Raw genomic sequence first — 23,432 nt, 5'->3', positions numbered from 1 at the left:
GCGTGGTCCACATGTCACCGCGGGTTCATCAGCCCGTCCAGCCGAGCACCGCCTCGCCGAACGAGAGCACACCGAACCAGATCGCGGCGTCGAGGACCGGGACCATGAGCGTCCACAGCGGCCGTACACCGCGCACGAGTCGCAGCGCGAACACCGTCATTCCCGCCCAGATCACCAGCAGCAGGACAACCGCCCAGCCCGGGGCGAGCAGCCCGGACGCGGCGTACCACACGACGGTTGCCAGGTGCGCGGCGAAGCCGACCCAGCCGAGAGCCTTCTGCACGCGCCCATGGTATGAGCCAATCGGTAGGTTGGCGCCTGTCGACGTGAGCATCGTCCAGTCCTGACTCAATGACGGGGGCCGGTCTGCCGCGCACCGGCCCCCAGCAGGGCGCGGACGCCGCCGAGGTACATGGCGCGATCGATGCGCCCGAGCAGCACCTTTTGCAGGATGTACCCCTGGAGCAGCCCGAAGATCGTCGCGCCGATCGCCGACGGATCCGCGTCGCGGGGGAGCTGGCCGTCGGCCTGGGCGCGCGCCGCCAGGGCGGTCGCGCTGTCCCGCAACCGCGAGTAGATGCCCCCCACCAGCTCGCCGAACTCGGGATCGTGCACCGCCTCGCCCCACACCTGGACCGCGATGCGTACGGGCCCGTCGTCGATGAGGTTCTCGTCGATCTGCCGCAGGACCTCGTCGAGCACCTCGTCCAGCGGCGGCATGGGCTCCTGGCGCATCAGGTGGTCGACCGTGCCGAGGATGGTGCCGATCTTCTCCCCGGCGAGTGCCTTGATCAGCTCGGCCTTGCTGCTGAAATATCGGTAGAAGGCGCCGACGGAGAGCCCGGCCTCCTTGATGACATCCTGCATCGAGGTCTGATGGAATCCGTTGCGCACGAAGCAGCGCGTCGCCGCCTCGATGATCTGTTCACGGCGGGCGGCGAGGTGGGCTTCGGAAACGCGCGGCACCCTCCCATTGTAGAGCGAACGCTCGCTCACTGATCGGCGATCGTCGACCCGCGCCGCGGCTGGAACGACCTGGACGCCGGACGGCCGGGCGCCGCGCTCGGCCTGACCCTGGTTTCATGATCATCGAAAGTGCCTGGCTGCCCCGGCGCAAGGCCGCGAAGCTCGGCCCAACAGTTCCATGGCCAATCCGGGCAAGACCATCAATTCGGGCGCGGGCCTCGGAGGTGTCGCCGCCGAGGCCCGCCGGCCGGCACGCGTTCCGGCGCCGTGGCGCCCGGACTCCAGATCATGGGAAAGATCTGGCTGCCCCGATAGCCACATCTTTCCCATGATGGAGTCGCCCGGCCCGGCCCGCCTTGACCCGGCCGCGCGGGTCAGCAGCGGGAGTTCGGCCTCACGAGCATGAGACTGGTCGCCCGGCTCCGTGCACTTCGGGCGGCGCCTGGCCATGATTGCGGCGAGGTCGCGATCACCAGCACTGCGGTCGGCTGGGGCGGCCACCGTGCTGGTGATCACGGAGCCTTGGGGGAGCCGGGGCGGAGCCGGCCGGCTTCGATCCGACGCGCCTACACCCGGGTGGCGTTGAAGATCATCGTGGTCATCACCACGCCGGCCGTGGCGGCGTTCGACAGGACCAGACGGGGACTCAACGCCGTGATCGGGGCGTTCTTGTCCACCGTCGCGGCCTTGCGGCCGCCCGTCGAGAACGCCGTCAGCTCCACGCCGCCGTCGGCCGTCGGCTTGCAGGTCACCTGCAGCGGAGTCGACGCGGTCGTGGGCGGGCCGGCGTTCTTCGGCTTCGCCGACGCGCCGAGTTTGACGTGCTGGTCGCCGGCGTGCTTGTAGATCTCGATGATGCCGTCGGCGGCCACCTCGAAGCTGTACCCGTTGGCCAGGTTCGCCCCGTCGAAGCAGCCGGCGCCGATCTTCGCGCCGCCGGCCGCCTTGCCGACCGCGGCGAACTCCAGGTCCATCGCGAAGCCACCACCCGGCACGCTGAGCTTCTGCTCCGGGCCGGGCGCGACGCACCGCGCATTGGGCTGCTCGGCGGTCACCCGCAGCGCGTCCGGCACCTCGATCTTGCAGCCGGCGGCGGCGCCCCACGACACCTTCTGCTGCAGCGCGGCCACGGTCTTCGTGCCCTTCAGCGGCCACGGGCCGACCGAGCCCAGCCAGCACGCGATCACCGGCCTGGGCCGCCAGCCGTCGCCGTCCAGGCCGGCGGGCAGCAGCGGCTGCTCCAGCGGCAGGAAGGACTGCCCGAACGGTACGCCCAGATAGTCGCCGTAGGACTGCTCGCACATGGCCCGCGAGGCGATCTCGACCGCCGCCTTGCCGGGGTCGACGCTGAAGGGCAGGTGCCCGACGAACGTGACCTCGCCGACGTGCGCACCGTTGCACGGCGCCACGTACCGTAGCTGCGACGACCCGCCGATCCAGTCGAAGCACTCGCCGGTCCTGAGCTCGAACTGGTCACCGACGAAGCTCGCCGCCGCCGACTCGGCGGGCCGGACCAGGGCCTTGGCGATCCGGTCCCCGTCGGCGTTGTCCGCGACCGTCAGCCCCTTGTCGAACAGCGCGACCAGCGAGGGGGACAGGCCGTCGACGGTGAGCGACGTGTCGTGGACCGCCTGCCGGTGGTCCGGCGACAGGCCGGCGACCACGACGACGCGACCGTTCTCGGTGCGCAGGTAGTACTCGAAGCCCAGCCAGTGGCTCGCGCCCACCCCGCCGAGCGGCACGGCGAGCGCCACGGCGAGGACCGCGTAGCCGGTGACCGTGCCCCAGGCCCGCCCCACCGACGCGGCGGCCACCGCGGCGGCCCCGGCCAGCACGCCGCCGAGCAGGGCGATCGCGCCGCCGGAGGCGAGCGCCAGGCGCAGCGGCTCGGCGAGCAGGAAGCCGACGATGCCGCCGGCGCGTGAGGTGCCGCCGTCGAGCAGGTCGGGGTTGCCGCGCACCAGGTGCAGCAGGCCCAGCGCGGCCAGCACGATGCCGGCCGGCCGGGTCAGGACCCGCTCGCGCACGAACGCCAGCGTGGCGACGGCCAGCGTGCGCAGTTCCTCGCCGGTCCACAGCCGGCGGTCCACCAGCGGCACGAGCGGGAGCCGCCACGGCCACGGCGCGTGGCGCGGCCGCGGCAGTGGCCAGACCAGCAGCAACGGCAGGACCGGCAGGGCGAAGGCGCCGTAGCCGGAGAAGAACTGCGCGACGGTACGCACGACGCCGCCGACCGGCACCCGCGGCACCCACAGCAGTGCCGCCAGCGCCAGCGCGGACAGGACGGTGACCGCGAGCCGGACCCACGACGGGCGCGGCGGCCTGGGACGCGGCGGCGGCCCGGCCGGCGGCGGATCCTCGGCGCGCGGGGGAGCCGTCGCCACCGCGCCCTCACCGCCCCACAGGTCGTCCGTCGTCGGCACCCGGCGGGTGCGACCGGTGAAGACGCCCGTGCCGGTGTGCTCGCCGGTGTGCTCCGAGTCGGCGCGGCGCAGCGTGGCCGGCGTACCGCGGCGGGGACGGCGGTGCGCGCCGGACTCGGCCGCGGTCGCGCCCCGCCAGTCGGTGCGGGCGGCGCGGACCTGGTCGGCGGCGGCGACGCCGAGCAGCGCGGCGGCCACCAGGGTCAGCGCGATCCGCCAGACCGGCGGCGCCGGCGCGAAACCGAGCAGTGCGCAGATGCCCAGCATGCCCGCAGTGGCGAGCGTCAGCAGGCCGACCGCGGGAAGCGCGGCGCGGAAGCGGCGACCGACCTCGGACACGGCTGCGAGCATGGCACCCGCCGAATCCCATCGCAACCGACCTAAGTCTGGCTTAAAACTCGCTGCTCACATCTCGGTGTGGCCGGCCGCGCACGCGTCGATGACCGGCTTGAACGCGGCCACCTCGGTATCGGTGATCTTCAGCTCGGTGTACAGTGGCTCGCCGCCGTCGAGGCTGACGAAGGCGGGGAAGACGTACGGCTTCTTGATCTCGGCGAGGGCGTGCGGGGTGCACCGCTCGCCGTCGACGACGATCGGGATGCGCACCTCGTCCTCGCCGGGGCGCAGCACACCGTACGGCTTCGGGGTCTTCTCCCGCAGCGGGATCGGCAGGACCTCCAGCAGGATGCTGCCGGTGAACTCCTGGAGCGTGATCGTGCCCGGGAACCCGACCCGCCGGACGACGACGGTGCCGTTGACCCAGCCGCTGGGCAGCGGGGTCCACGGGCCGAACGTGAACGTGGCCTGCCGGTCGAGGAACGCCTGCTGGCAGTCGATCGCGAGGAGCTTGTCGAGCATCGGGTCGGGGTCGGGCAGCGGCAGGCGGACGTCGTGGACGGCGCCGTCCTCCGTGCGCACCTTGAACGCGACGTGCGACGCGGCGCTGCGCGGCTTGAGCTCGTCGCCGGCGCAGATGCCGGTGCCGTAGGAGACCGGCACGTCGACCCGCAGCCCGCCGACCGGCAGCGGGGCGTCGACCCGCACCGGACCCACGCCCTTGAAGGACGGGGCCCGCAGCTCGACCTGCACGACGGTGATCTTCGCCGGGCCGTCGTTGTTCATCGAGACCTGCACGGTGTGCCGGACCTCGTCGACCCGGCCCTGGGTGAGCGCGACGCGCATCACCACGGGTCGCGCCGGTGGCGCCTGCGGCCGGGGTGCGTTGCCGGAGAGCGCGGCGCCGCCGAGCGCTACCAGGACCACCAGTGCGAGGAGCAACACCCGCTTCATGACCGTCTATGTTGGCACGATCCAGTGCAGGAGCGCACGGGCCGTGTCGAGCACGAGGTCCCGGTCGTAGGTCAGCGCGTAGGTGAAGCGCCGGTCGCCGTCGTCGCCGGTGTCGGCGAGGTCGCGGGCGACGAGCGCGCCGGCGAAGTGCGGCCCGACGACCACGACGTTCCACTCGCCGCGCAGCGGGTCGTCGCCGCCGAGCGCGGTACCGCGCACGCCCGGTGCCGGCTCGGCGGGCAGTTCGGTGGCGAGCGCGGCGACGAGGGCGGCGGTCCCGGCGGCCGAGGCGTAGCGGCGGGCGGTCGCCGGGGTGAAGAACCGCCCCTCCTGGAAGCTCGCCAGCAGTATCGGCGGCTCCGCCGGGTCCATGGCCATGGCCTCCAGGTAGCGGCTGAGGGGCAGCAGCATGCGTTTCGTCGCCTCGGCCGTCGGCTTGCGGGCGGCGACGATCTCGTACGGGGTGCGCCCGCCGGTGGTCGCCGGCGGTACCACGAACGGGACGCTCAGCGTGGACCGCCGGTCCGCCACGTCCGGCGGCAGCGGGCCGGGCCGGCCGAACAGCCAGCCCTGGCCGAGGGTGGCGCCCAGGCCGAGCGCCGCGGCGAGGTGCTCCTCGGTCTCGATGCCCTCGGCCAGCACGGCGGCGCCCGAACGTTCGGCGTAGGCCACGATCGCGTTGACGACCCGGGCCGCGGGGTCGACGTCCGGCCGCCGGGTCAGGTGCCTGTCGACCTTCACCACGTCGGGGTGGACGAACGGCAGGAGCGCCGGCGAGGCGGGCTCGGCGCCGACGTCGTCGAGGGCGATGCCCCACCCGGCGGCGCGGCCCGCCTCAGCGGCGGTGAGCAGCGCCGACGGGTCGTGCCCGATGGCCCGCACCGTCATCTCGGCGACGACCCGCAGGCGGAGCTGCGCGTCGAGGATGGTCGGCGCCAGATCCGGCGGGCAGGGCACGTCGAGCGCCTGCGGCTCCGTGTTGACGAAGAGCGTGAGGCCGTAGGGGAGACCGGCGTCCATCGCGGCGCGGTACGCGGTCGCGCGGCAGATCCAGTCGAGCTCGGCGCGGCGGCCCCGCTCCGCGGCGGCGTCGAACAGCTCCAGCGGCGACTCCCACGGCGTGCCGGCCGGGCCCCGGGTGAGGGCCTCGTATCCGACGACCTCATGGCGTTTGCGCCACCACGAGTCGAGCCGGACGATGGGTTGGAAGACCGTGGTGACCGCGCGGGCGTCGAGCACGTCGTCGACGCTGCGTATGACGGTGGTACCGGCCTCCATGTCCATGTTTTCGTCCTGCGGAGCGGCGTCATGAGGGTTTCACCGCTGCCGGGCTTCCTCGGGTAGGTTGTGGCGCGATGCGACGTGTACTCGTACTGGCGCTGCTCGCCGCCGTGACGGCGCTACCGGCACTGACGGCCTGTTCGTCCGGCTCCCCCGGTGCGGAGACCTCCCCGAGCGGCTCCTTGTCGACCCGCACCGCCGGCTGCGCCGCCACGCCGTCGCCCGACTCGGTCGACCCGGTGGACGTGACCGCGCAGGTCGGGCAGCAGGGCGAGGCCGCCTTCGCCGCCGTCTTCGCCGGTGCCCGCGTCGGTGACGAGGGTGTCGACGTCTACCGCAAGCCGTCCGCCGAGTTCGACGCGTGGGTCCTCGAGACGTTCCGCGACGCCTGTGTGCTGTTGCACGACGCCAGGTTCTCCGCCGGCGACCTCGCCAGGCGGTACGACGAGGTCGGCGACGACCACGCCTACTGGTCGTCGCGGGGCGTCGAGGTCAACAGCGTGAGCTCCGACTTCGTGCGCGGCGTGGTCGTCGTCGGCACGGCGGACGTCGACAAGGCCACTCCGCTCTTCAAGGCCCGGTATGCCGACGGCGTGCCGGTGGAACTCGTGAAAGAGGCACCCGCGTAAGTGGCCGGCGGTTGGCGGGACATCGTCGACGGGATCGCGGAGGACGTCGATCTCGGCGCCGCGCGGCTCCTGCGTGACCCACGGCGGAAGGGCGGCTGGACGCTCCTGGTCGAGGAGGTCCAGCAGTCGTACGTCGACGTCCGCGACCCGACGTACCTCAGCTTCGAGTACACCCGCCGGCTCGCCTCGATCGTGGACACCGCGGCGCCGGCCGGGCGGCCCCTGCGGGTGCTGCACCTCGGCGGCGGCGCGTTCACGATGCCGCGGTACGTCGAGGCGACCCGGCCCGGCTCCGCTCAGGTGGTGGTGGAGCGGGACCGGCGGCTGGCCGGGTTCGTGCAGCGGGTCCTGCCGCTCGGCTTCGAGCTGGAGATCGTCTTCGACGACGCTCGATCCGCCGTCGCGGGATGGCGGGCGGAGGACTTCGACCTGGTCATCGGCGACGTGTACGTGGCGGCGCAGATGCCGGAGAGCGTCAGCGACGTGACGTTCGCCGTGTCGGTGGCGCGGGTCCTGCGGCCCGAGGGCATCTACGCGGTCAACGTCGCCGACCTGGCGCCGCTCGCGTTCTCCCGCGGTCAGGCCGCGACGTTGCGGACGGCCTTCGACGACGTCTGCCTGGTGGTGCGCCCGGAGCTGCTGCGCGGCCGCCGATTCGGCAATGTGGTGTTCGCCGCGGCACTGCGGGCCGGGCGGCTCCCGGTGGCACGGCTGGCCGCCATGGCCGGTCGGGACAGGCAGCCGGCGCAGGTCGTCAGCGGTGCCGGCCTCGACCTCCTCACGGAGGGCACGGCCCCGGTCGTTCTCGACTGAGGCTTCGTACGCTTGGAGTAGCGCCGCATCCGCCGTGCGGTCGCAGGTTTCCGCAGGGACCGCCGCGTGACTGACGTCTCCAGGACACCGGCCGGCGGGATCGAGCCCGCCCGGTCTGTCCGGATTGCCCGCCGACGGTGGCGCGGGCCGGGTTGTTGTGCGTGCCCCGGGTGGGATTCGAACCCACACTGTCGGAGGTTTGAGCTCCGTTCCTCTGCCGATTGGGATACCGGGACGAGTACGCCGCACCAGGGTACCCACTACTCTGATCGCGACGGTAATCGCCGTCGTGTCGTGTCGTGTCGGATTTGATCGGGAGTGGCTAGTGGCCGAGGCACAGAGCCGTCGGGTGCTCATCGCGGAAGACGAGGCCCTCATCCGCCTCGATCTCCGGGAGATGCTCGTCGAGGAAGGCTACGACGTCGTCGGTGAGGCCGGCGACGGCGAGACCGCCGTGCGTCTCGCCGAGGAGCTCAAGCCCGATCTGGTCATTCTGGACATCAAGATGCCGATCATGGACGGGCTGGCCGCGGCCGAGAAGATCGCCGGCGGCCGGATCGCGCCGGTCGTCATCCTCACCGCCTTCAGCCAGCGTGACCTCGTCGAGCGGGCGCGTGCCGCGGGGGCGATGGCCTATCTGGTCAAGCCGTTCCAGAAGAGCGACCTGGTGCCGGCGGTCGAGATCGCCGTGTCGCGGTTCGCCGAGTTGTCGATGCTCGAGGCCGAGGTCGCCACGCTCACCGATCGACTGGAGACCCGCAAGGTCGTCGAGCGGGCCAAAGGCCAGCTCATGGCGACCTATGGCATGAACGAGCCGCAGGCGTTCAAATGGATTCAACGGACCGCCATGGATCACCGCATGACGATGCGGGAAGTGGCCGACCGGATCATCGCGGAAACCGCCGGTGGTAACAGTTCCGTTACCCAGGAGTCGTGACCTTTTACCAGCGCACGGCGTGTTTCGGCAGGTGCCCCTGAGCATCGAATAACGGCTTGGTAACGGCCCGCAATTGCCTTGCGACGCGGGCTATGATCCGCCAGTCCCGCGGGTCGGGACGGCCCCCCAATACCCGTTGATTCGAGGAGCACCATTGCGTAGAGCCGTGATCATGCTCACGGCCTTCCTGGCCTGCGTGATGCTCTCCTTCGGCGTTGGCGCCACAAGCGCCTGGGCCGAGGGTGAAGCGCTGCAGGGAACGTTGACCAGCAACGGCGCTCCGGTCGCCGGTGTCAAGATCAAAGCGTTCACCCAGGACGGCGCGCCCGTCGGCGAAGCCACATCCGACGAGCAGGGCAAATGGAGCATCCCGGTGCCTGGCGCCGGGAGTTACAAGATCGACCTCGACCAGTCAACGCTGCCGTCCGGCGTCACGGTGACGAACGGCCGGCCGAGCCTCACGCCGTCGGTGGCCGACGGCCAGGCTCGAAACGTGCTGTTTCCGCTCGGCGGGGGATCGGGTGGGGCGGCCACGGGCGACCAGAACCAGCCGGCGCCGTCCGCGCCGTCGGAATGGGACCGGATCGCCAACCTGTTCTACTCGGGCATCCACTTCTCGCTCATCATCGCGCTGGCCGCGCTGGGCATCTCGCTGATCTTCGGCACGACCGGCCTGACCAACTTCGCGCACGGTGAGCTGGTCACGTTCGGCGCGCTGATCACCTTCCTGTTCAACGTGACCATCGGCCTGCCGTTGGTGCTCTCGGGCCTCGTCGCGGTCGCCGTCGGCGCCGCCATGGGCTATGTGCAGGACAGGGCGTTTTGGGGCTGGCTGCGAAAGCGCCGCACCAACCTGGTCACGATGATGATCATCTCGATCGGCCTGTCGCTCGCCGTGCGGTACCTGTTCCTGTACTTCTTCGGCGGCGACTCGCGTGCCTTCGCCGAGTACAACTCCCAGCCCGGCGAGAAGTACGGCCCCTTCCTCATCGCGCCGAAGAACCTCGTCGCCGACGCGATCGCGATCACGGTGCTGGTGGCCGTGTCGGCGGCGCTGCTGATGACCCGGCTGGGCAAGGCAACCCGCGCGGTCGCCGACAACCCGGCCCTCGCCGCGGCGTCCGGCATCAACGTCGACCGCATCATCCGGCTGGTCTGGACGATCGGCGGCGGCCTGGCCGCACTCAGCGGCGTCCTGCTCGGCGTCTACCAGAATGTCAGCTTCCAGATGGGCTTCCAGATCCTCCTGCTCATCTTCGCCGCCGTGACGCTCGGCGGCTTCGGCACCGCTTGGGGTGCCCTGCTGGGCAGCCTGGTGATCGGTCTGTTCATCCAGTTCTCGACCTACTGGATTCCGTCGGAGTTGAAGAACGTGAGCGCGCTGGCAGCGCTGATCCTGATCCTGCTCTTCCGGCCGCAGGGCATCCTCGGCCGCCGGACCCGGATCGGCTGAGGGGGACACGATGAACTGGGACAGCATCTTCAGCGTGTCGCTCGAAGCGGTCGTCGGGTCCACCACCATTGCATACGCGCTCGCGGCGATCGGTCTCAACGTCCACTTCGGCTACACTGGCCTGCTCAACTTCGGCCAGTCGGCCTTCCTGGGCGTCGGGGCCTACGGCATCGCCGTCACCGTCTCCACGTTCGACCTGCCGCTGTGGCTCGGCGTGGCGATCGGCCTCACCGCGTCGGTCCTGCTCGCGCTGTTGCTGGGCATTCCGACCCTGCGCCTGCGGGCCGACTACCTGGCCATCGTCACGATCGCCGCGGCCGAGATCATCCGGCTGCTCTACCGCGCCACGGACCTGCGGAAGTGGACCGGCGCCTCGGACGGCCTCCAGGGCTTCTCGCAGGACTTCTACGCGCTGAACCCGTTCGACGGCAGCGGCGGCGTCGACCTCGGCCTGGTCACCTTCTCCGAGCGCGAGGTGTGGATCCTTTTCGTCGGCTGGCTGCTCGTCGCGCTGGGCTGCCTCGTCGTCTGGCTGCTCATGAAGAGCCCGTGGGGCCGCGTGCTCAAGGCCATCCGCGAGGACGAGGACGCGGTGCGCAGCCTCGGCAAGAACGTCTTCTCGTACAAGATGCAGGCCCTCGTCCTGGGCGGCGTCATCGGCTGCCTCGGCGGTTTCGTCTTCGCCCTCGACCGGGCGGCGGTGCAGCCGGACACCTACGGCACCGAGTTCACGTTCTTCGCGTACACGATCGTGATCCTCGGTGGCGCGGCCCGGGTCTTCGGTCCGGTCGTCGGTTCGATGATCTTCTGGGTGCTGCTGATCTTCGTCGACTCGACGCTCAGCGAGATGTCGAACAACAAGGTCCTGCCCGACTGGTTCATGAGCACCACCCAGGCCGGTTCGGTCCGGTACATCCTGGTCGGTCTCGGCCTGGTCCTGCTGCTGATCTACCGCCCGCAGGGCATCTTCGGCGACAAGAGGGAGGTCATGCTCGATGTCCGCTGAGACCACCGGGCGCACGGTCCGCGAGCGGGCGGTGGCCGCACTCGCCGACCTGCCCAACGAGCCCGGCGTGCCGAAGCCCGACCCGATCCTCGTCGCCGACAACGTGGTGCGCCGCTTCGGCGGCCTCACCGCCGTCGACGTCAAGCACGTCGAGATCCAGCGCGGCTCGATCACCGCGCTGATCGGCCCCAACGGCGCCGGCAAGACGACCTTCTTCAACCTGCTGACCGGCTTCGACGCGCCCGACGAGGGCACGTGGACGTTCAACGGCAGGTCGCTGTCCGGCGTGCCGGCACACAAGGTGGCCCGGGCGGGCATGGTGCGCACGTTCCAGCTCACCAAGGCGCTGTCGAAGCTCAAGGTCATCGACAACATGCGTCTCGGTGCGACCGGGCAGAAGGGCGAGGGCTTCTGGCGGGCGCTCGTCCCCGGCGTCTGGAGGCAGCAGGAGGCCGAGATCACGGCACGGGCCGAGGACCTGCTCACCCGCTTCAAGCTGATCGCCAAGAAGGACGACTTCGCCGGCAGTCTCTCCGGCGGCCAGCGCAAGCTCCTCGAGATGGCCCGCGCCCTCATGGTCCAGCCCGAGATGGTCATGCTCGACGAGCCGATGGCCGGGGTCAACCCGGCGCTGACGCAGTCGCTGCTCGGCCACGTCAAGCAGTTGCGCGAAGACGGCATGACGGTGCTCTTCGTCGAGCACGACATGGACATGGTCCACGACATCAGTGACTGGATCATCGTCATGGGTCAGGGCGGGGTCATCGCCGAGGGCACTCCCGACAAGGTCATGGCCGACCCGCGGGTCATCGACGCGTACCTCGGCGCGCACCACGACGGCGCGGTCAAGAGCGTCGGCGGCCAGGAGATCGACGCCGGCACGCTGGACGAGGGCGACTCGGTGACGCTGGTACCGGTGGTCGACGAGCTCGACGACGAAGACGGAAAGGACCGCAAGTGACCTCCCTTCCCGAAGAAGAGCTCCCGCCGCCCGCGACCCGCAACGAGGTCGTCGACCGCGGCGAACACCTGGCCAAGGCCGAGGGTGCCGTCCTGCGCGCCGACGACGTCGTCGCCGGCTACCTGCCCGGCATCAACATCCTCAACGGCGCCGACCTCTACGTGCACGACGGCGAGCTGGTCGGCATCATCGGCCCCAACGGCGCCGGCAAGTCCACGCTGCTCAAGGCCATGTTCGGGCTGGTGAACATCCGCACCGGCTCGGTGACCCTGCGCGGGGAGAACATCACCAACCTCAAGGCGCACGCGCTGGTCGAGCGGGGCATCGGCTTCGTGCCGCAGACCAACAACGTGTTCGCGGCGCTGACCATCGAAGAGAACCTGCAGATGGGCACCTTCCTCAGGCCCAAGCGGTTCAAGGAGCGCTTCGAGTTCGTCACCCAGTTGTTCCCGACCCTGGCCGAGCGGCGCAAGCAGCGGGCCGGCCTGATGTCGGGCGGCGAGCGGCAGATGGTGGCCATGGCCCGGGCGCTCATGATGGAGCCGACGGTCCTGCTGCTGGACGAGCCGTCGGCCGGCCTGTCCCCGGCGCTGCAGGACGAGGTGTTCTTCCGGACCAAGCAGATCAACTTGACCGGCGTGACGGTCGTGATGGTCGAGCAGAACGCCCGCCGGTGCCTGCAGATCTGCGACCGCGGTTACGTCCTCGATCAGGGCCGTAACGCATATACGGCGTCCGGTCGGGATCTGATCAACGATCCCCGGGTGATCGAGTTGTACCTCGGGACGCTCGCCCGCGCCTGAACGATCGTTTTTGTCAGACAGAAATCCCGCACCACCGGAGGGGTGGTGCGGGATTTCTCGTAGTTACGTATCCCTCGGGTTCCACCGCCATTTCCGCGCCCTTTCGACAATCGCGCGCCCTGCTCTTTCCGGCCCGCCTCGCTCATGTACCACCCGCCCCCCACCCCCTCCACTTTGCGCGTTGATCTTGCAGTTGTGGTGCCGCGACACTCCCTGAATGCCGGGTTTGTCAGGCACCACAACTGCAAGATCAACGCAACGGAAGGGGCGGGGAAAAGGGAGGGCCCCCACCCGGCGAGCGGGTGAGGGCCCTGGGGCCTGGGACAGGCTCAGATCTTGCCGGTCTGGTACTTGACCTCGGGGGTCAGCTTGTTGTCGGCGCCGTAGGTGTAGACACCGATGGTGGCCTCGGCCGGGTCGCCGGCCTCGTTGAAGGAGATCGGGCCGCTGCGGCCGTCGAAGTCGATGTTCTTGCCGGCCTTGAGCAGGTCGAGGCACTGCTTGTAGTCCGTGCACTTCTCGCCGTCCTTCGAGACGGTGATCAGGTGCTTGGCGATCTCGGCCGGGTTGTCGCTCCTGGCCTCCTCGGCGGCCAGGGCCGCGAGGATGGTGGCGTCGTAGGACTCAACCGCGTAGTTGAAGTCCTTGAGGTCCTTGTTGATCGCGAGGAGGCGGGTCTTGAAGTCCTGCTTGGCCTCGGCGCCGGGCTGGGTGCCCTTGTAGCCGGTCAGCGTGCCGGCCTGGAAGTCCTTCGAGTAGTCGGCGATGTTGCCGTCCACGAAGTACCACTTCTTGGACTTGAGACCCTTCTCGACCAGCTTGGGGACGATCTTCTTGGATTCGTCGAAGCCGATGATCGCGATCGCGTCCACGTTGGCGGTCGCGATGGCGTCGACCTCGGTGCTGAAGTCGGCGGCCTTGGGGTCGTAAGTGATCGACTTGACGACCTCGCCACCGCCGCTCTCGATCTCCTTCTTGGCGTTCTCGGCGAGGCCGACGCCGTAGGAGTCGTTGAGGACCAGCATGCCGACCTTGGCGTTGCCGTCCTGGACGATCAGGTCGCCGAGGACGCGGCCCTGGAGCGTGTCCGGCGGTGCGGTCCGGAAGTAGAGGCCCTTGTCGTTGTGCGTGGTGAACGCCGTCGACGTGTTGGCCGGTGAGATCTGCACCACGCCCGCGCCGGTGATCTTGTCGATGACCGTCAGCGACACGGACGACGAGGCCGCACCGATGATGACGTCGGTCTTGTCGGTCAGCAGCTTGTTGACGGACTGGGTGGCGATGTCCGTGGACGTGTCGCCCGAGTCCATGTGCTGGATCTGGACCGGCTTGCCGAGGACGCCGCCGTTGTCGTTGATCTCCTTGATCGCGACGTCGACGCCGGCGAACTCCGGCGGGCCGAGGAAGGCCAGTGAGCCGGTCTGCGGCAGGATCGTGCCGATCTTCAGCACGCCGTCGCCGGCGGCGGCAGCGCCGCTGGTGGCACCAGCCTTGGGCGAATCGCCTTTGTTATCGCCACAAGCGGCGAGCGCCATGCACGCGGCGCTCAGCACGGCGACCGAGCGCCATCCGAGATTGGGGCGGATCATCACCTGTCTCCTTTTTAACAGCGCGGTAGGCGTGGTTGCGCCTAGATGCCAAGACGCTGATGAAGCCACAACCTAATGACACTCACCCCGCGGCACTAGGCCTTCGGCCCAACACGTACGAGGAAGTTGCGCGTTCGTAATCTTCCTGTTCGCAACCGCAACACGATTCGCTTTGTCGGCCCAATCAGGGGCGGTGCGGCGGACATGACCGACTGTCTCGGCGTTCCGGACAAAAGCCGCGTCGGTGTACGGCGGGCCTGAAGCCGAAAGTGTCGTACCTGCGGACTAGGCTCGCGAAGTGTGACGGGTTCGACTGACTCCAGGCTGCTGCTGCTCGACGGGCACTCGCTCGCCTACCGGGCGTTCTTCGCCCTGCCCGCGGAGAACTTCTCCACGCAGACGGGCCAGGTGACCAATGCCGTCTTCGGCTTCACGTCCATGCTGATCAACATGTTGAAGGACGAGCAGCCGACCCACGTCGCGGTCGCCTTCGACGTGTCGCGCCAGACGTTCCGCCTGGAGAAGTATCCGGAGTACAAGGCCACCCGCCAGCAGACCCGGCCCGAGTTCGCCGGCCAGGTGCCGCTGATCAAGGAGATCCTCACCGCCCTGCGGATCCCGTTCATCGAGAAGCCGGGCTACGAGGCCGACGACGTCATCGCCACCCTCGCCCGGCAGGCCACCGAGCACGGCATCCCGACCTCGATCATCACCGGCGACCGCGACACGTTCCAGCTCGTCAACGACACCGTCACCGTGCTGTATCTCAAGCGCGGCGTCTCCGAGATGGACCGGATGACACCGGCGCGGGTCGAAGAGCGGTATGGCATCCCGCCGTCCCTCTACCGGGCGAAGGCCGCGCTCGTCGGCGAGGACAGCGACAACCTCTCGGGCGTGCCCGGCGTGGGCGACAAGACCGCGGCGAAGTGGATCCTGCAGTTCGGCGGGCTCGACGGGATCGTCGCCCGGGTCGACGAGATCAAGGGCAAGGCCGGCGACAACGTGCGTGCCCACCTCGCCGAGGTCATGCGCAACTACGACCTCAACGGGCTCGTCGACGACCTGGAGCTGCCAGTCGGCCCGGAGGACCTGCGCTGGCGCGGCTGGGACCGCGAGGCGGTGCACCAGGTGTTCGACTCGCTGGAGTTCCGGGTGCTGCGGGAGCGGCTGTATCAGTACCTCGACGCGGTGGAGCCGGAGGCCGAGTCCGGGTTCGAGCTGTCGGGCGCGGTGCTGCGCTCGGGGGTCGGCGCATGGCTCGACGAGCACGCCCCCGCGGGCGTGCGGGTCGGCGTCGCGGTCGCCGGCAAGTTCGGCCGCGGCACCGGGATCGTCACCGGCATGGGGCTGGCGATCGCCGACGGCCCGGCCGCCTGGTTCGACCCGACCGAGCTCGACGAGGCCGACGACGCGGCGGTGGGCGCGTGGCTCGCCGCGGAGGACCGGCCGAAGGTGCTCCACGACGCCAAGCCGGCGCGGCTGGCATTCCTGGCCCGGGGCTGGCAGCTCGACGGGGTGGCGAGCGACACCGCGCTGGAGGCCTATCTGGCCCGGCCGGACCAGCGGTCGTATGACCTCAACGATCTCGCACTGCGCTATCTCAAGCGCGAGCTGCGCGTCGACGCACCGGACAACGGGCAGCTCACGCTGGACGGACTGGGCGGCAACACCGGCGAGGCCGAGGAAAACCTGATGCTGCGCGCCCGCGCCACCCTCGACCTGGCCGAAGCCATCTCCGAGGAGCTGCGCCGGGACGGCGACCTGTCCGCGCGCCTGCTCGCCGACGTCGAGCTGCCGCTCGTCACGGTGCTCGCCGAGATGGAGCGGACCGGCATCGCCGCCGACGCGGACTATCTCAGCGAGCTCGAGTCGCGTTTCGCCGCGGAGGTGAAGGCCGCCGCGCAGAACGCCTACGCGGTAGTCGGCCGCGAGTTCAACCTCGGCTCGCCCAAACAGCTCCAGGAGATTTTGTTCAACGAGCTGGGGCTGCCGAAGACCAAGCGCATCAAGACGGGGTACACCACCGACGCCGACGCGCTGGGGAGTCTCTTCGCGCAGACCGGCCACCCGCTGCTCGAGCATCTGCTGCGCCACCGCGACCAGGCCAAGCTCAAGACGACGGTCGACGGCCTGCTCAAGTCGATCAGCGACGACGGCCGGATCCACACGACGTATTTCCAGACGGTCGCCGCTACCGGCCGCCTGTCGAGCACCGACCCCAACCTGCAGAACATCCCGATCCGCACCGAGGAGGGCCGGCGGATCCGTCGGGCGTTCGTCGTCGGCGACGGGTTCGAGACGCTGCTGACCGCCGACTACAGCCAGATCGAGATGCGGATCATGGCGCACCTGTCGAAAGACGAGGCGCTCATCGACGCGTTCAACTCCGGCTTCGACTTCCACGCGGCGACCGCCTCGTCCGTGTTCTCCGTGCCGGTCGGCGAGGTGGTCCCCGACCAGCGCCGCAAGATCAAGGCGATGAACTACGGCTTGGCGTACGGGTTGTCCTCCTACGGGCTCGGCACGCAGCTCGGCATCTCGCCGGCCGAGGCGACGGTGCTCATGGAGGAGTACTTCGCGACGTTCGGCGGGGTGCGTGACTACCTGCACCAGGTCGTCGCGCAGGCCCGCCGCGACGGCTACACCGAGACGGTCCTCGGCCGGCGGCGCTACCTGCCGGACCTCAACAGCGACAACCGCCAGCGGCGGGAGATGGCCGAGCGGATGGCGCTCAACGCCCCGATCCAGGGGTCGGCGGCCGACATCATCAAGGTCGCGATGCTCCGCGTCGACAGTGCGTTGCGCGAGGCCAGCCTGCGCTCGCGAATGCTCCTCCAGGTGCACGACGAGCTGGTGTTCGAGGTGGCACCGGGGGAGTACGACGCGGTCGAGGCCCTGGTGCGCGAGCAGATGGGCGGTGCGTATCCGCTGGACGTCCCGCTCGGTGTCTCGGTCGGCTCGGGCCACGACTGGAACGCCGCCGACCACTGACGATCCACTGCCGGCCGCCCGGCTCCGCGAAGGAGCCGGGCGGCCGGCTCGACTCAGGCCGGCTTGGTCGCCACGAAGATCGCGGTGCCCGGGAAGATCCGGCCGCGCAGGGGGCTCCACTGGCCCCAGGTCAGGTCATGGCCCGCCGGCCATTCGGGCTCGATCAGGTCGTCGAGGACAAAACCGGCGCCGACGAGCTCGCGGATGCGGTCGCCCAGGGTGCGGTGCTGTTCGACGTAGGTCGGCACGTGATGGCCGTCCTCCTCGACGTAGGCGCGGCGGTCGAAGTACGAGTGGACGGCGACCAGGCCGCCCTCACCCGGGTCGTCGAGAAAGACCCACCGCATGGGGTGGGTGATCGAAAACGCCCAGCGGCCGGCGGGCTTCAGCACGCGGTACACCTCCCGCATCACGCTCGTCGAGTCGGCCACGAACGGCACGGCGCCGAACGCCGTGCAGACGACGTCGAATACGCCGTCGGCGAATGGGAGGGCGGTCGCGTCGGCCTGCACGAGCGGGACGGTGACACCCGATCGGGTGGCTCCGGCGGCCGCGTGGCGGAGCATGCCCGCGGACAGGTCGCTCGCGTAGGCCTCGGCGCCCTGGGACTTGAGCCAGCGCGAGCACGAAGCCGCGCCGCAGCCGATCTCCAGGAGGCGCTTCCCGGCCACGTCGCCGAGCAGGTGCGCATCGGCCTCACGCAGGCCCTCCGGGCACCAGACGAAGTCGGCGTCGCCCAGGAACGAGCCATGTTCGGCCTGGTAGGCATCGGCATCGCGGTCCCACCAGCCGCGGCTGGCCCGGCGACTCTCAGCGGGACTCACGGCGCGTCGGGTGACGCCTGCGTCGGGTGACGGTTCCATGGAGAGCAACGGTAGGCCCCGAGGAAGTCGGCAGATCGGGTCTGGGGGAGGGTTGGACCATGTGGTATTGCGCAGGGTAAGCTGATCGGTGCACTCGTGGGTTTGTGCGCCTCGGCATGGAGCAGGCTCACGGTCGTTGAACACATCCTGAGCGCTTCCAATGCACTGATCCTGCACTGTGACAGGCGGGTTGTGCCCGACGACGGGTCCGCGGGAGCGCGCAGGTCCACCCAGAAATCCACCGACCGGAGCAACAGCCCACATGACGAGCAGCATCGAGGCCACCTCGAGCGCCAGCAGCAACAAGGTCACCATCGACGACATCGGGTCCGAGGAGGCATTCCTCGCCGCGATCGACGAGACCATCAAGTACTTCAATGACGGCGACATCGTCGAAGGCACCGTCGTCAAGGTCGATCGGGACGAGGTCCTGCTCGACATCGGCTACAAGACCGAGGGCGTCATCCCCTCGCGCGAGCTGTCGATCAAGCATGATGTCGACCCTGCTGAGGTCGTGTCGGTCGGTGATCACATCGAGGCCCTCGTCCTGCAGAAGGAGGACAAGGAAGGCCGCCTGATCCTCTCGAAGAAGCGCGCGCAGTACGAGCGGGCGTGGGGCACCATCGAGAAGATCAAGGAAGACGACGGCGTCGTTCGCGGCTCCGTCATCGAGGTCGTCAAGGGTGGCCTCATCCTCGACATCGGGCTGCGCGGCTTCCTGCCGGCGTCGCTCGTCGAGATGCGCCGGGTGCGTGACCTGCAGCCGTATGTCGGCCGCGAGCTCGAGGCGAAGATCATCGAGCTGGACAAGAACCGCAACAACGTGGTGCTGTCCCGCCGGGCCTACCTTGAGCAGACCCAGTCCGAGGTGCGCACGGAGTTCCTGCACAAGCTGCAGAAGGGGCAGGTCCGCAAGGGCGTTGTCTCCTCGATCGTCAACTTCGGTGCGTTCGTCGACCTCGGTGGTGTCGACGGCCTGGTCCACGTCTCCGAGCTGTCCTGGAAGCACATCGATCACCCGTCCGAGGTGGTCGAGGTCGGCCAGGAGGTGGAGGTCGAGGTCCTCGACGTCGATCTGGACCGCGAGCGCGTCTCCCTGTCGCTGAAGGCGACCCAGGAAGACCCGTGGCGGCAGTTCGCCCGGACGCACGCCATCCAGCAGATCGTCCCCGGCAAGGTCACCAAGCTCGTGCCGTTCGGTGCGTTCGTGCGCGTCGACGACGGCATCGAGGGCCTGGTGCACATCTCCGAGCTGGCCGAGCGCCACGTGGAGATCCCGGAGCAGGTCGTGCAGGTCGGCTCGGACGTCATGGTCAAGGTCATCGACATCGATCTTGAGCGCCGGCGGATCTCGCTGTCGCTCAAGCAGGCCAACGAGGGCTTCGTCGAGGGCGAGGAGCACTTCGACCCGACCCTCTACGGCATGTCGGCGACCTACGACGAGCAGGGCAACTACATCTACCCGGAGGGCTTCGACCCGGAGACCGCCGAGTGGCTGCCCGGCTTCGAGAAGCAGCGTGAGGCGTGGGAGCAGCAGTACGCTGAGGCCCGCCAGCGCTGGGAGGCCCACACCAAGCAGGTGCAGACGGCCCGTCAGGCCGACGCCAGCGCGGAGCCGGCCGCGGCCGCTCCTGCCGGCGGCGGCTCGGCGAGCTCGTCCACGCCGGCCACGACCCGCGCTCCCGAGGAGCCGTCGGGCACCCTGGCCACCGACGAGGCCCTCGCCGCGCTTCGCGAGAAGCTGGCGGGCGGCAAGAGCTGACAAGCTCGCAAGTCTGCGACGAGCCCCGCGGCCTGGTCGGCCGCGGGGCTCGTCCGTTCCCGGCGCCGGGCTGCTATCTCCGCATCGCATTCCACCCAGGAATACCGAGAAGGGGTCGAACAGCCGGAGCCGAACGGGAAGCGCCGCGCACGGGGGCTGGTCCGGCGTCCGTGCGCACGTACGCCGGACCGGTGGTTACTTCACGCCGGCGACGTCCATGGCGCGAAGTTCCTTCTTCAGTTCGGCGACCTCGTCGCGGAGGCGGGCGGCCAGCTCGAACTGGAGCTCACGCGCGGCGCCCAGCATCTGCTCGTTGAGGTCCTGGATGAGCGACGCCAGCTCGGCCCTCGCCATGCCGGCCCGCGCCGGGGTGACGGCGCCGCCCGCCGTGCCCTTGGTGCCGCCGCCTTTCTGCCGGGCCCGGGTGTTCTCCGGCGACTTCCCGCGGCTCATCTGACGGCCGCCGCCGACCACGACCGCCCCGCCCGGCCCGTGGCCGCTGACCGCGCCGGCCGTGTCCTCGGCCTCGCGGTAGATGTCGTCGAGGATGTCGCCGAGCTTCTTGCGCAGCGGCTGCGGATCGATGCCGTTGGCCTCGTTGTAGGCCGTCTGCTTCGCCCGCCGCCGGTTCGTCTCGTCGATCGCCTGGGCCATCGACGGAGTCATCTTGTCGGCATACATGTGCACCTGACCGGACACGTTCCGCGCGGCGCGGCCGATCGTCTGGATCAGGCTCGTGCCCGAGCGCAGGAAGCCTTCCTTGTCCGCGTCGAGGATCGCCACGAGGCTGACCTCCGGCAGGTCGAGACCTTCCCGCAGCAGGTTGATGCCGACCAGCACGTCGAACTCACCGCGCCGCAGCTCCCGCAGCAGTTCCACCCGCCGCAGCGTGTCGACCTCCGAGTGCAGGTATCGCACCCGGATGCCGTGCTCCAGCAGGTAGTCGGTGAGGTCCTCGGCCATCTTCTTGGTCAGCGTCGTGACCAGCACCCGCTCGTCGCGCTCGGTGCGCAGCTTGATCTCGTGCATCAGGTCGTCGATCTGGCCCTTGGTCGGCTTCAGCACGACCTCGGGGTCGATGAGGCCGGTCGGCCGGATCACCTGCTCGACGAACTCGCCCTGCGTCTGGCCCAGCTCCCACGGCCCGGGGGTCGCCGACAGGTACACCGTCTGACCGACCCGCTCCTCGAACTCGTCGAACCGCAGCGGCCGGTTGTCCTGGGCGCTGGGCAGCCGGAACCCGTGCTCGACCAGCGTCCGCTTCCGGGACGCGTCCCCTTCGTACATGCCGCCGATCTGCGGCACCGTCGCGTGTGACTCGTCGATGACGGTCAGGAAGTCGTCGGGAAAGTAGTCCAGCAGGCAGTGCGGCGGGCTGCCGGCCTCCCGGCCGTCGATGTGCCGGGAGTAGTTCTCGATGCCGTTGCAGAACCCGACCTGGCGCATCATCTCGACGTCATACGTGGTGCGCATCCGCAGCCGCTGCGCCTCCAGCAGCTTGCCCTCGCGCTCCAGCTCGGCGAGCCGCTCCTCGAGCTCCGCCTCGATCGCGTTGATCGCCCGCTCCATGCGCTCCGGCCCGGCGGCGTAGTGTGTCGCGGGGAAGATCAGCAGCGAGTCGGCCTGCCGGATCTCGTCGCCGGTGAGCGGATGCAGATAGGCCAGCCGCTCGATCTCGTCGCCGAAGAACTCGATGCGGATCGCCAGTTCCTCGTAGGCCGGGATGATCTCCAGCGTGTCGCCGCGCACCCGGAACGTGCCGCGGTTGAAGGCGAGGTCGTTTCGCGTGTACTGGATGTCGACCAGCCGCCGCAGCAGCTTGTCGCGGTCGATCTCCTCGCCGACGCTGACCTTGGCCGCCCGGTCGAGATACTCCTCCGGGGTGCCCAGACCGTAGATCGCCGAGACGGTCGCGACCACGATGACGTCGCGCCTGGTCAGCAGGCTCATCGTGGCGGAGTGCCGCAGCCGCTCGACCTCCTCGTTGATCGAGGAGTCCTTCTCGATATAGGTGTCGGTCTGCGGGATGTAGGCCTCGGGCTGGTAGTAGTCGTAGTAACTGACGAAGTATTCGACCGCGTTGTGCGGCATCAGATCGCGGAACTCCTTGGCCAGTTGCGCGGCCAGGGTCTTGTTGTGGGCGAGCACGAGCGTCGGGCGCTGCAGCCGCTCCACCAGCCACGCCGTGGTCGCGCTCTTGCCCGTGCCGGTCGCGCCGAGCAGGACGGTGTGCCGGTTGCCGGCCCGCACCCGCCGCGCCAGCTCCTCGATCGCCGCGGGCTGGTCGCCGGAGGGCTTGTATTCGCTGACCACCTCGAATCGGCGGTCCAAGCGTGGGATGTCGAGCGCCATGCCCCCAACCGTACGCGTGGGGTATGACAACTTTCGGGGTCCTCGCCCTGGGTGGTGGATCGTATTCAACATGACGATTGTGTGGTGAAGATCACCGGGCTAACGTAGACGCGTAGGCCGCTCGCGGCGGCCGGCCGGAGAGCAGGCTCGCCACCACACGGCTGGCCCTCCCGGCGCCCGGTTGCTGCCCCGGTCCGTCACGACCGGCCGAGCGCACCGGTGCAGGATCGCGCGTAGCGCGCGACCGGCCGCCGCGAGCGCCCTGATCGTCGGCGGACGTCAGCGCGCGTTGATCTGCCGCCAGGCTGCCTCCACCGCCCGGTCCAGGTCCTCCGGAGTGCCGTCGTTCCAGATCTCGATGTCGGCGACCGCTCGGCGCTGCTCGTCGGTGGCCTGTTTGGCGATCCGCGCCCGGGCGTCCTCCGCCGACATCCCGCGCAGCCGGGTCAGCCGGTCCAGCCGGGTCTCCAGGCTGGCGAACACGATAACGACCAGTTCATAGGGCCCGGTCATGTTCTTCTCGACCAGCAGCGGGACGTCGTTGACGATCACGGCGTCGGCGGGTGCGGCGGCGACGAGTTCGGCGGTCCTTGCCCGTACCCGTGGATGGATTATCGCTTCCAGTCTGTGCCGGGCGTCGTCGTCGTTGAAGACCAGCCCGGCGAGTGCCGGCCGGTCCAGCGAGCCGTCGGCGGCCAGCACGCCTTCGCCGAAGGCGGCCGCGACCTCGGCGAGCCCGGCCGAGCCCGGCGCGACCGCCTCCCTGGCCAGACGGTCGGCGTCGATGATCACCGCGCCCAGCGCCGCGAGCCTGGTCGCCACGGCACTCTTGCCGGCGCCGATGCCGCCGGTCAGCCCCACCATCTTCATAGGGTCATCACACCGGAAGGTGAATTCGGGCCTGCCGCCGGGTCCGCCCGGCGTGGTGTGCACGGAATGCCGGAATTGTCAATATATCTTCCTTCTGCGGAACGATTGCGGGGGGCGATCATGACAGTCGGGCGACACAGCCTGGGCCGGCCGGGCCTGGAGCGTCGCGAGCTTATCGCGGTGACCGTGGATCAGGACGGCCGCCGACCGGTGCGTCACGCACGGCACCGGCGTGTGCGCTCAATGTGGCAGTGGACGGGTGAGGCCATGGGCATCGTCGTCGCGGCGGCGGTGCTCGGCGTGCTCGCGGTCAGCGGGTGGTACACCGCGTCCGGTGCCACCGCGGTCGCGCAGATGCTTGCCAGATAGCCGACAATCAGCGCCGTACGACGGCGCGTACTGGCTTTCTGCCGTGGTGCGTCCGCTGGCCGGTCGGGGATACT

18 protein-coding genes, 1 tRNA gene and 1 pseudogene are annotated in these 23,432 nt (G+C 69.7%); 10 read left to right on the top strand and 10 right to left on the bottom strand.

What is annotated here, in order from left to right; genetic code table 11:
- Positions 1 to 28: 28 nt before the first annotated feature.
- The 5 genes from Drose_RS28445 to Drose_RS28425 form a co-directional block, all read right to left on the bottom strand.
- Positions 29 to 283 carry a hypothetical protein gene (locus Drose_RS28445; RefSeq protein WP_260724368.1) on the bottom strand — a complete coding sequence of 85 codons (255 nt, stop codon included), beginning with the start codon at positions 281 to 283 and terminating at the stop codon, positions 29 to 31.
- A gap of 65 nt (positions 284 to 348) precedes the next feature.
- The gene (locus Drose_RS28440; protein WP_260724367.1) at positions 349 to 966 is read right to left on the bottom strand and encodes a TetR/AcrR family transcriptional regulator; all 618 of its coding nucleotides are present in this window, start codon (positions 964 to 966) and stop codon (positions 349 to 351) included.
- A 566-nt stretch (positions 967 to 1,532) separates the two neighbouring features.
- Positions 1,533 to 3,728 carry a hypothetical protein gene (locus Drose_RS28435; protein WP_260724366.1) on the bottom strand — a complete coding sequence of 732 codons (2,196 nt, stop codon included), beginning with the start codon at positions 3,726 to 3,728 and terminating at the stop codon, positions 1,533 to 1,535.
- A gap of 66 nt (positions 3,729 to 3,794) precedes the next feature.
- Positions 3,795 to 4,679 (bottom strand): hypothetical protein, encoded by an 885-nt coding sequence (locus Drose_RS28430; protein ID WP_260724365.1) that lies wholly within the window; start codon positions 4,677 to 4,679, stop codon positions 3,795 to 3,797.
- A gap of 6 nt (positions 4,680 to 4,685) precedes the next feature.
- Positions 4,686 to 5,963 carry a sensor domain-containing phosphodiesterase gene (locus Drose_RS28425; RefSeq protein WP_260724364.1) on the bottom strand — a complete coding sequence of 426 codons (1,278 nt, stop codon included), beginning with the start codon at positions 5,961 to 5,963 and terminating at the stop codon, positions 4,686 to 4,688.
- Positions 5,964 to 6,034: 71 nt separating this feature from the next.
- On the opposite strand from Drose_RS28425, the gene Drose_RS28420 reads away from it, so the two are divergent.
- Complete coding sequence (locus Drose_RS28420; RefSeq protein ID WP_260724363.1) at positions 6,035 to 6,589, top strand: hypothetical protein; 555 nt, start codon at positions 6,035 to 6,037, stop codon at positions 6,587 to 6,589.
- Entirely contained in the window at positions 6,590 to 7,402 is an 813-nt protein-coding gene (locus Drose_RS28415) for a spermidine synthase (protein WP_260724362.1), read from the top strand.
- A 162-nt stretch (positions 7,403 to 7,564) separates the two neighbouring features.
- Here the strand turns inward: Drose_RS28415 and Drose_RS28410 are convergent.
- Positions 7,565 to 7,638 (bottom strand) — tRNA-Leu (locus Drose_RS28410).
- Positions 7,639 to 7,751: 113 nt separating this feature from the next.
- On the opposite strand from Drose_RS28410, the gene Drose_RS28405 reads away from it, so the two are divergent.
- The 5 genes from Drose_RS28405 (at position 7,752) to Drose_RS28385 (ending at position 12,562) form a co-directional block, all read left to right on the top strand.
- Entirely contained in the window at positions 7,752 to 8,339 is a 588-nt protein-coding gene (locus Drose_RS28405) for an ANTAR domain-containing response regulator (protein ID WP_390891457.1), read from the top strand.
- A gap of 154 nt (positions 8,340 to 8,493) precedes the next feature.
- Complete coding sequence (locus Drose_RS28400) at positions 8,494 to 9,792, top strand: branched-chain amino acid ABC transporter permease (RefSeq protein WP_260724360.1); 1,299 nt, start codon at positions 8,494 to 8,496, stop codon at positions 9,790 to 9,792.
- Positions 9,793 to 9,802: 10 nt separating this feature from the next.
- Complete coding sequence (locus Drose_RS28395) at positions 9,803 to 10,798, top strand: branched-chain amino acid ABC transporter permease (protein ID WP_260724359.1); 996 nt, start codon at positions 9,803 to 9,805, stop codon at positions 10,796 to 10,798.
- Positions 10,788 to 11,759 carry an ABC transporter ATP-binding protein gene (locus Drose_RS28390; protein ID WP_260724358.1) on the top strand — a complete coding sequence of 324 codons (972 nt, stop codon included), beginning with the start codon at positions 10,788 to 10,790 and terminating at the stop codon, positions 11,757 to 11,759. The genes Drose_RS28395 and Drose_RS28390 overlap by 11 nt, the downstream gene beginning before the upstream one ends.
- Positions 11,756 to 12,562: an ABC transporter ATP-binding protein gene (locus tag Drose_RS28385; protein WP_260724357.1), complete on the top strand. Its 807-nt coding sequence runs from the start codon at positions 11,756 to 11,758 to the stop codon at positions 12,560 to 12,562. Before Drose_RS28390 ends, Drose_RS28385 begins: the two co-directional genes overlap by 4 nt.
- Positions 12,563 to 12,891: 329 nt before the next feature.
- On the opposite strand, the gene Drose_RS28380 is transcribed toward Drose_RS28385, so the two are convergent.
- Complete coding sequence (locus Drose_RS28380) at positions 12,892 to 14,151, bottom strand: ABC transporter substrate-binding protein (RefSeq protein WP_260724356.1); 1,260 nt, start codon at positions 14,149 to 14,151, stop codon at positions 12,892 to 12,894.
- A gap of 300 nt (positions 14,152 to 14,451) precedes the next feature.
- On the opposite strand from Drose_RS28380, the gene polA reads away from it, so the two are divergent.
- Positions 14,452 to 17,142 carry a DNA polymerase I gene (polA, locus tag Drose_RS28375; protein WP_260724355.1) on the top strand — a complete coding sequence of 897 codons (2,691 nt, stop codon included), beginning with the start codon at positions 14,452 to 14,454 and terminating at the stop codon, positions 17,140 to 17,142.
- Between the two features lie 53 nt (positions 17,143 to 17,195).
- On the opposite strand, the gene Drose_RS28370 is transcribed toward polA, so the two are convergent.
- The gene (locus Drose_RS28370; protein WP_260724354.1) at positions 17,196 to 18,005 is read right to left on the bottom strand and encodes a class I SAM-dependent methyltransferase; all 810 of its coding nucleotides are present in this window, start codon (positions 18,003 to 18,005) and stop codon (positions 17,196 to 17,198) included.
- 262 nt (positions 18,006 to 18,267) lie between these two features.
- Here Drose_RS28370 and rpsA point away from each other — a divergent pair, with 262 nt between their 5' ends.
- Positions 18,268 to 19,767, top strand: coding sequence for a 30S ribosomal protein S1 (gene rpsA / locus Drose_RS28365; RefSeq protein ID WP_260724353.1), 1,500 nt, complete (start codon positions 18,268 to 18,270; stop codon positions 19,765 to 19,767).
- Positions 19,768 to 19,962: 195 nt separating this feature from the next.
- On the opposite strand, the gene uvrB is transcribed toward rpsA, so the two are convergent.
- Together uvrB and coaE are read right to left on the bottom strand one after the other, a co-directional pair.
- Positions 19,963 to 22,119: an excinuclease ABC subunit UvrB gene (uvrB, locus tag Drose_RS28360; RefSeq protein ID WP_260724352.1), complete on the bottom strand. Its 2,157-nt coding sequence runs from the start codon at positions 22,117 to 22,119 to the stop codon at positions 19,963 to 19,965.
- A gap of 300 nt (positions 22,120 to 22,419) precedes the next feature.
- Positions 22,420 to 22,989, bottom strand: a pseudogene (coaE, locus tag Drose_RS28355) (dephospho-CoA kinase); the annotation flags it as partial.
- Positions 22,990 to 23,109: 120 nt separating this feature from the next.
- On the opposite strand from coaE, the gene Drose_RS28350 reads away from it, so the two are divergent.
- A complete protein-coding gene (locus Drose_RS28350) occupies positions 23,110 to 23,358 on the top strand; it encodes a hypothetical protein (protein ID WP_260724351.1) in 249 nt (82 codons plus the stop codon).
- Positions 23,359 to 23,432 lie beyond the last annotated feature (74 nt).

Origin of the sequence: Dactylosporangium roseum (assembly GCF_025264685.1) — a bacterium.
Taxonomy (GTDB): Bacteria; Actinomycetota; Actinomycetes; order Mycobacteriales; family Micromonosporaceae; genus Dactylosporangium; species Dactylosporangium roseum.
The sequence above is the reverse complement of the archived record's forward strand: the minus strand, read 5'-3'. Positions and strand labels throughout refer to the sequence as shown.